Here is a 7,497-nt window from a genome sequence, read left to right on the forward strand (position 1 = left end):
ATACATAAAAACCGGAGAATATCCAAAGAAGATGCTGGTCTAAAAAATGGGTGTAAATTTCAAATACTGTCCTTGACATGGGTAGTAGTTTACACTAAATCATGGGTAAATACTTGGATTTTGCTTTTTTTACCCGCAATGTTATTTGGGAGATTAACAGCTGATATCTAAGCTACACCACCGTAGGTTGCTTGCTATTATTTTCTATAATGCATAAGATAAACGGAATCTGACACTCAAAAGCCATGGATTGAATATAGCAAGTGTCATTCTCCGCAATAGATCACCAACTAGTCCTCTACTGTTCCCATCATCCTCACCGTCGGCAAGACAGGTTCAGCGTTTCCATTAGGTTCAGTCAGGGGTGGCGCACGCAACCAATCCACTTACATCCATACAGAATACAGGAAATTCAGTTAGTATTAAACATTTACCTTAATATAAGCAAAGTCTTTTTTAGTGTAATATGCCTACACCCATAAAAATGAGCTGGAAGAAGCTTTCTAAAACATTGGCAACAATATAATTGCAAAAAATATAAAATGTGGTATAATGATAAACACCATCACTAAAACTAATGTTAAGTACTGATATAGTAGCTGCGATGTGCAGAGTGTATAACTCTGCGATATGTAGGAGAATATGTTATGGCTAATGATTTTAATATCCAGGAATATATGACTAAAGGAGTAGAGAGAGTAGTTGCGGATGCTATAAAAGCAACTCTTAAAAATCCTAAAGAAAGTGCATATATGGCTAAGTTTGCACTTGCGTCAAAGGCTGCTTCCAAAAAAAGAGCAGGTCTTGAAAAAGAAGGTGAGCATATTCCACCTTTTCTCATTGCCAGCATAACAAGCAGCTGCAATCTTCACTGCGCAGGTTGTTATTCAAGATGTAATAATGCAACTGAGGATTCTGAGCCGGTGCAGCAGCTTTCAGATGAAGATTGGCTGAAAGTTTTTAATGAGGCAGATGATCTTGGAGTCAGCTTTATCCTTTTGGCAGGTGGAGAGCCTCTTTTAAGAAAAGGTGTAATTGAGGCAGCCGGAAAAAAGCAGAATATTCTTTTCCCGATATTCACAAACGGTACGTACATGGCAGATAAGTATTTTGATATGTTCGATAAGAACAGAAACCTTGTTCCTATCATGAGTATTGAGGGTGAAAAGGATGCTACTGACTCAAGAAGAGGTGAGGGCGTTTATGACAAGCTCGTTTCCAACATGGATGAGCTGAATAAAAGAGGCCTTATTTACGGATCATCTGTAACAGTTACTACTGAGAACCTTAAAGATGTTTCATCTGAGAAGTTCATCAGCATGCTTTCTGACAAGGGATGCAAGGCTGTTATATTTGTTGAATTTGTCCCTGTCACAGAAGATTCAAAGCATCTGGCTCCGGGAGATGCAGACAGAGAGTATCTTAAAAAAGAAATCGCAAGGCTAAGGGTAGAGCACCCTGAGATGGTATTTGTTTCATTCCCGGGAGATGAAAAGAGCTCAGGAGGTTGCATAGCTGCCGGTAGAGGATTCTTTCACATCAACTCTCACGGCGGAGCGGAGCCTTGTCCATTTTCACCATATTCTGATATAAATGTAAAAGATACTTCTCTAAGAGAAGCAATTAATTCGAGACTTTTTAAGGCTCTTCAGACTGAGGGAGTCCTTCTTGATGATCATGATGGTGGGTGCGTTTTATATGAAAAGAGAAAAGAAGTAGAGGTACTTCTTGGAAGCGCTGTATAAAAAAGAGTTTTGAGAGAAGTGTTATATATAAATTCAAACTTGCCTTTGCTTATTTTAAGTTTTAGAGAATAAATTCAATATTCTATAAGTTAATGGGAAAAAAGATTAGTAGAGAGGTGTGTTCAAAATGAAAAGTTTTGTGGAACTTGTAAAGAGCAGAAGAAGCGTAAGAACATTCGATGGCAATATGCCTGATGTAAAAGTTATTGAAGAACTTAAGGCTTTTGCGCAGACTATTTCCAATCCGTACGGAGTAGATGTAAGATTCATTTTCCTTGATGCTGCTGAGCATAAGCTCTCAAGCCCGGTTCTTTCAGGTGAAAAGCTCTATGTAAGTGCTGTTGTTAAAAAGCAGGAGCATGCAGAGGAAGCTTATGGCTACAGCTTTGAAAAGCTCCTCATGGAAGCTCACGAGCTTGGACTTGGAACAGTTATGATAGGCGGAACAATGCCAAGAGAAAAATTTGAAGAGGCATCAAATCTTGGAGAGGATGAGGTTATGCCATGTGTAAGTCCGCTTGGTGTTACAGCCAAGAAAATGGGCGTAAAAGAAGTACTTATGAGAAAAGGAGTCAAGGCAGATACAAGACTTGATTTCAAAGAGCTCTTCTTTGACGGAGATTTTAACACCCCTATTGATGAGCAGTACGCTAAGACACATGGTCTTTTTGATGATCTTGAAGTTGTAAAATATGCTCCATCAGCAGTAAATAAGCAGCCCTGGAGAATTGTTATAGATGGTAAGAAAGCTCATTTTTATGAGCACCATGATAAAGGCTTTGTTTCAGCCAATTACGATCTTCAGAAAATTGACATCGGAATTGCCATGTATCATTTTGAAACCCAGATGAAAACAGAAATGAGAAATCCTGTTTGCAATATTGAAGATCCAGGCATTAAGACTCCTGATCAGGTAGAATATGTTATGACATACGAGTTTTAATTGAGTTAAAATACCCACATACGGGTAAAATATATTGACTTTTGCATAGCCACTTCTATAATTAATTTATAGGAGTGGTTTTATTATGGATGAAATTAAAAAATTAAAGGATAGAAAAAAAGCTCTTAAAATAACTACAGCTCAATTGGCATATTTGGCAGAATTACCAGTTGGAACGGTTAGTAAGGTTATGACTGGTGAAACTAAAAATCCATCGTATATAACTATCGAGAAAATTGATAGGGCACTTCTGCATGAAGAAATGCTACTACGAATAAAAAAGTACAGGGAACTATTGATGGACTATATAAAAAGTCATCGGGACGAAAATGTTGATCAGAAGGAATTTGAAAAGAAGTATAGGGAAGACAATAATTTAAATGATGCCCCAATTCCATATGCTATACCAATTCTTAATGAAAGTGATGGTAATCTTGCGCTTCGAAAAGCTGACAGAGTTGATGTGTCAATTTTGCATGAAATCGGAGAGGATAAGCTCATTGAACTTTTAGACGGCCATTTGATCTTTAATGAGGCTCCAGGGATAGGACATCAACGTATAGTTCAGAATTTGGGGAGAGTACTGGATAATTTTATTTCATCTAATAAAGGCAAGTGTCAGATGTTCAACGTTGGAGTCAATGTAAGACTTGATGAAGACGAATATACATCTCTTATCCCCGATGTTTTGATTGTATGCGAAGGCGAGAAAGTTCACGAAGATGCTATATATGGTGCTCCTGACTTTGTAATTGAAGTGACATCTCCAAGTACCAGGCATAGAGACTATAATGAGAAAATGCATAAATACATGGGAAGTGGAGTTAGGGAGTATTGGATAGTTGACACAGAAAAGGAGAAAGTTACCACTTATATTGAAGGCGAGCCTATGATGGCATACATATATAGTTTTGATGATGATATTCCTCTATATATCTATAATGGGCAGCTGACAATAAAAATGAATGATATGCTGATTTAACCAATATACTAATATGGCATTCAGAAGTACGCCCCGGTTGTAAATTACAACTGGGGCGTATTTCTATGCAAAAGAAAAGTTATATCCACCTATAAGTTTCATGTCTTATACAAAAGAATTCATCTATTGGATAATAAGAGCATAGAAATTGATGTATGTTTTTTAAGGAAAAGAAAATCATGAAACAGATTATGGCATTTGGTGATTCTAATACATGGGGACTTGTTCCCGGTTCGAGAACTAAAGAAAGATATCCCTGGGGAGTACGATGGACAAGTATTCTTCAGAATAAGATAAGTGATGTGAGAGTTGCAGAAGAGGGGCTTTGCGGAAGAACTACCATATTTGAAGATGAGCTTCGCCCGGGACGTAAGGCAGTAAGCATACTTGATCCTCTTTTGGAGAGTCAGTACCCGGTGGATGGAGTTATTCTCATGCTTGGGACCAATGACTGCAAGAGCTTTTACAATGCATCGGCCTATGTAATCGGAAAGGGAATCGAGAGATGCCTTGATATATTGGAAAAATATGTTGAGCCTGAGAAAATTCTTTTGGTATCGCCAATTCATCTTGGCGATGATGTCTGGCATCCTGATAAAGATCCGGAGTTTGACACTGATTCTGTCAATACCAGCAAAGAGTTAAAGGCTGTTTATGAAAGTATTGCAAATAAAAGAGGAGTAGGTTTCCTTGCAGCTTCTGATTATGTTAATCCAAGCTCCGTTGATGATGAACACATGGATGAGGAAGGACACAAGATATTTGCAGATGTTATCTGTAAGAAGGTTGAAGAAATGATAGCGTGATTATATATGGTCTTGTTGTGAGTAAGGATTTCCCTGGCAGGAATATATTTGGCAGCGTATGATTCAGGTTTTGGATTGTACGCTGCTTTTACTATGTATATAATGACTCAAGAGACTCAAGAGACTAGAGATACTAGAGATACTTACCACCCACTCAACATCAAGGAGCTGTTATGAGCTATATAGAAGTCAATAACTTAAAGAAGGATTTTACAGTAAAAAAGAAACGTGAAAAAGGAAAACTTTTAAGGGAAAAAGAAATTGTGAATGCCCTAAAAGATGTTTCTTTTTCTGTTGAAAAAGGGGAACTTGTAGGATATATAGGGCCTAACGGAGCAGGAAAGTCAACTACGGTCAAGATTCTTTCGGGAATCCTGACGCCGGATGGTGGAGATGTAAAGGTTGGAGGAATCGTTCCCTGGAAGGAGAGAAAAAGTCACGTTAAGAATATAGGAGTTGTTTTTGGACAGCGAAGCCAGCTTTGGTGGGATGTTCCCATAATCGACAGCTATATGCTTCTTAGGGATATATACAGGATTCCTAAGGGGGATTATGAATCAAGGTTAAAAGAGCTGACTGGCGCCCTTGATCTTGAACCACTTTTAAGGACACCGCTAAGGCTCCTTAGTCTTGGACAGAGGATGAGGGCAGAGCTGTGCGGATCACTTCTTCACAGGCCCGAGCTCTTATTTCTTGATGAGCCGACAATCGGCCTTGATGCGGTAAGTAAGCTTTCTCTGAGGGATTTTCTTAAATGGGAAAACAGAGAGTATGGTACAACCATCATGCTCACAACCCATGATATGGAAGATATTGAGGCACTGTGCTCGAGGGTTATGGTTCTTGGGCATGGTAAAAAACTATTTGACGGAAAGCTTCAGGATCTTCTTGAGCGTTACGATACAGTTCGCAATGTGAATATTAAATATGATGGAGAGATGGCAGATCTTAGACTTCCTGAAGGAATTAAATGGAAACAGACTGAAGATGGAATTGAACTGAGCTACAATCCATCTGATTTTCCGACATCAAACCTTTTGGGAATGCTGCAGGATGCCGGGAATATACGGGAACTTACTTTGCAGCCGGAAAATACGGATCATCTGATTGCTGCAATGTACAAGGAACTTGATCTGTAAAAAAGAAAAATTAATTAACAGAGGGTGACCATGTCATATTTTACAGTTTTTAAAATGAGGATTCGTATGGAGCTTCAATATAGAGGGGCGATGATCGGAGGAATTGCTTGTCAGATGTTCTTTGGTCTTATTCTGGTTGCGCTATACAGGGCGCTTTATGCAGGAAAGCCCCAGTCTTTGCCTTTTGAAAGCGTTGCAACTTATGTATGGCTGCAGCAGGCTTTCTTTAGAATGATGCTGGCTTCTGATTCAGAGCTGGTGGACAAGATAAAATCAGGGGATATAGCCTATGATATGTGCAGGCCTGTAGATATGTACGGATTTTACTATGCCAGGATCATGGCTCAGAAACTAATGGGAAGTATCATGCGTGCCGTTCCTATGCTGGTGCTGGCTTCCTTACTACCCATGGGATGGGGAATAAGGCTTCCTGCATCTTTACCTGGATTTTTAGCTGCTATACCAGCTCTCTTTTTGGGCCTTTTGTGCGTCTGCGCTCTTGAAAATATCACTGTTGCTTTTACCATGAAGACCCTTGATCCAAGAGGAATGCAGGGACTGCTTAATCTTTTGATGATGACCTTTTCAGGAAACCTTCTTCCCCTGACTCTTTTTCCGGAAAGCTGGCAAAAAGTTATTACTTTTTTACCATATGCGCAGCTCCTTGATGCGCCCATCAGGCTGTATACGGGAAGCTTCATGCCAAACGAGGCTTTAAGGATCTATGCCATTCAGGCCTTCTGGGTGGTAATTCTTATTGCATTGGGCGAGGCTATGTGGAATGCAAACAAGAAACGCATGATAGTTCAGGGAGGCTGAACATCTGAAAATTAATGCATAGCTACGTCGTTGTCAATATTTGGAAAGTTATTGGATTGGGAAAAATATATGAATACACTTAAGTTGTACATAAAATCAATAGGGATGCTTCTTAAAAGTCAGTTGCAGTATCCGTCTTCTTTTATCATGCAGACTCTCGCCCAGCTGGTTATGGAGGGCGGTGAGATGATGGTGGTCATTCTTATAGTTGACAGATTTGAGAGTTTGAAAGGGTGGAGTGGAGGAAATCTGTATTTCTTTTTCGGAATAATGTCGGTATCCTTTTACCTCACTGAGTTGTTTGGAAGAGGAATCACAGGAGACTTCCCATCCATGATTAGAACAGGGCGGCTGGATACTTTTCTTGTAAGACCAAGAGGTGTGCTTACTCAGGTTTTGTGCGGTGGAACAGACCCAAGAAGAATTACCTGCATTGCAGTTGGTGTGGCGGCGCTTATTATGGGAAGTAATCTTTCAGGAATTGCCTGGAGCCCCCTTAAGGTGCTTGCTTTGGTTGAGTCCATAGCCATGAGCTGCCTTCTTATATTGGGACTTTTTATGATTGAGGCAATCTTTTCTATTTTCAGTGTAAAATCCGTGGAACTGGTAAATGCTATAACCTACGGAGGGCGGAGCGCCTGCCAGTATCCGATCGATATATACCCGCTTCCACTTAGAGCTCTTTTTACTGTTATTGCTCCATTTGCTCTTACAATGCATGTTCCGGCGTCGTGGATTTTGGATAAACCCTTATATGGCTGGCCTTCCTGGACAGCTTTTGTAACGCCGCTGTCAGGAGCTATAGTATTTGCAGTAATGACAGTATTTTTCCATTTAGGTATGAGGCATTACAGGTCAACAGGCAGCTGATAAAGAAGGCATTATATGAAGCGGTAGATCAAAATAAAAAGATCTACCGCTCTTTTTGTGTAGCATCTTTAATAAAACCCCCTGCTATGCAGGGGGACAACAGCTGCTTTAGCTTAAAGTAGAAAAACTCCGATATTACAAGATTTTTGGGTTCGCCAACCAAGCTTGAATAAAGGAGTTTTGGCTCATATGA

The 7,497-nt window shown here is 39.7% G+C and carries 7 protein-coding genes; all 7 read left to right on the forward strand.

The genetic code is table 11. The annotated features are described in order from the left end of the window. The first annotated feature begins 647 nt into the window (after nt 1–647). The gene (locus J6O61_RS14195) at nt 648–1,745 is read left to right on the forward strand and encodes a radical SAM protein (protein WP_292214567.1); all 1,098 of its coding nucleotides are present in this window, start codon (nt 648–650) and stop codon (nt 1,743–1,745) included. Nucleotides 1,746–1,872: 127 nt separating this feature from the next. Then, nucleotides 1,873–2,688: a nitroreductase family protein gene (locus J6O61_RS14200; RefSeq protein WP_292214570.1), complete on the forward strand. Its 816-nt coding sequence runs from the start codon at nt 1,873–1,875 to the stop codon at nt 2,686–2,688. Between the two features lie 85 nt (nt 2,689–2,773). Further along, complete coding sequence (locus J6O61_RS14205) at nt 2,774–3,670, forward strand: Uma2 family endonuclease (RefSeq protein ID WP_292214572.1); 897 nt, start codon at nt 2,774–2,776, stop codon at nt 3,668–3,670. A gap of 179 nt (nt 3,671–3,849) precedes the next feature. Beyond that, the gene (locus J6O61_RS14210) at nt 3,850–4,476 is read left to right on the forward strand and encodes a GDSL-type esterase/lipase family protein (protein ID WP_292214574.1); all 627 of its coding nucleotides are present in this window, start codon (nt 3,850–3,852) and stop codon (nt 4,474–4,476) included. A gap of 173 nt (nt 4,477–4,649) precedes the next feature. After that, on the forward strand, nt 4,650–5,615 hold the full coding sequence (locus J6O61_RS14215) for an ABC transporter ATP-binding protein (RefSeq protein ID WP_292214576.1): 966 nt from the start codon (nt 4,650–4,652) through the stop codon (nt 5,613–5,615). A 66-nt stretch (nt 5,616–5,681) separates the two neighbouring features. Continuing rightward, the gene (locus J6O61_RS14220; protein WP_292214578.1) at nt 5,682–6,434 is read left to right on the forward strand and encodes an ABC transporter permease; all 753 of its coding nucleotides are present in this window, start codon (nt 5,682–5,684) and stop codon (nt 6,432–6,434) included. 69 nt (nt 6,435–6,503) lie between these two features. Beyond that, the gene (locus tag J6O61_RS14225; protein ID WP_292214580.1) at nt 6,504–7,304 is read left to right on the forward strand and encodes an ABC transporter permease; all 801 of its coding nucleotides are present in this window, start codon (nt 6,504–6,506) and stop codon (nt 7,302–7,304) included. Nucleotides 7,305–7,497: the final 193 nt, after the last annotated feature.

It is taken from the genome of Butyrivibrio sp. (assembly GCF_017635265.1).
Taxonomy (GTDB): Bacteria; Bacillota; Clostridia; order Lachnospirales; family Lachnospiraceae; genus Butyrivibrio.

Coding starts and splice junctions, on each gene's coding strand:
- J6O61_RS14220 (WP_292214578.1), top strand. CDS start 5,682: ATGGAGCTTCAATATAGAGGGGCGATGATCGGAGGAATTGCTTGTCAG.
- J6O61_RS14205 (WP_292214572.1), top strand. CDS start 2,774: ATGGATGAAATTAAAAAATTAAAGGATAGAAAAAAAGCTCTTAAAATA.
- J6O61_RS14200 (WP_292214570.1), top strand. CDS start 1,873: ATGAAAAGTTTTGTGGAACTTGTAAAGAGCAGAAGAAGCGTAAGAACA.
- J6O61_RS14215 (WP_292214576.1), top strand. CDS start 4,650: ATGAGCTATATAGAAGTCAATAACTTAAAGAAGGATTTTACAGTAAAA.
- J6O61_RS14225 (WP_292214580.1), top strand. CDS start 6,504: ATGAATACACTTAAGTTGTACATAAAATCAATAGGGATGCTTCTTAAA.
- J6O61_RS14210 (WP_292214574.1), top strand. CDS start 3,850: ATGAAACAGATTATGGCATTTGGTGATTCTAATACATGGGGACTTGTT.
- J6O61_RS14195 (WP_292214567.1), top strand. CDS start 648: ATGGCTAATGATTTTAATATCCAGGAATATATGACTAAAGGAGTAGAG.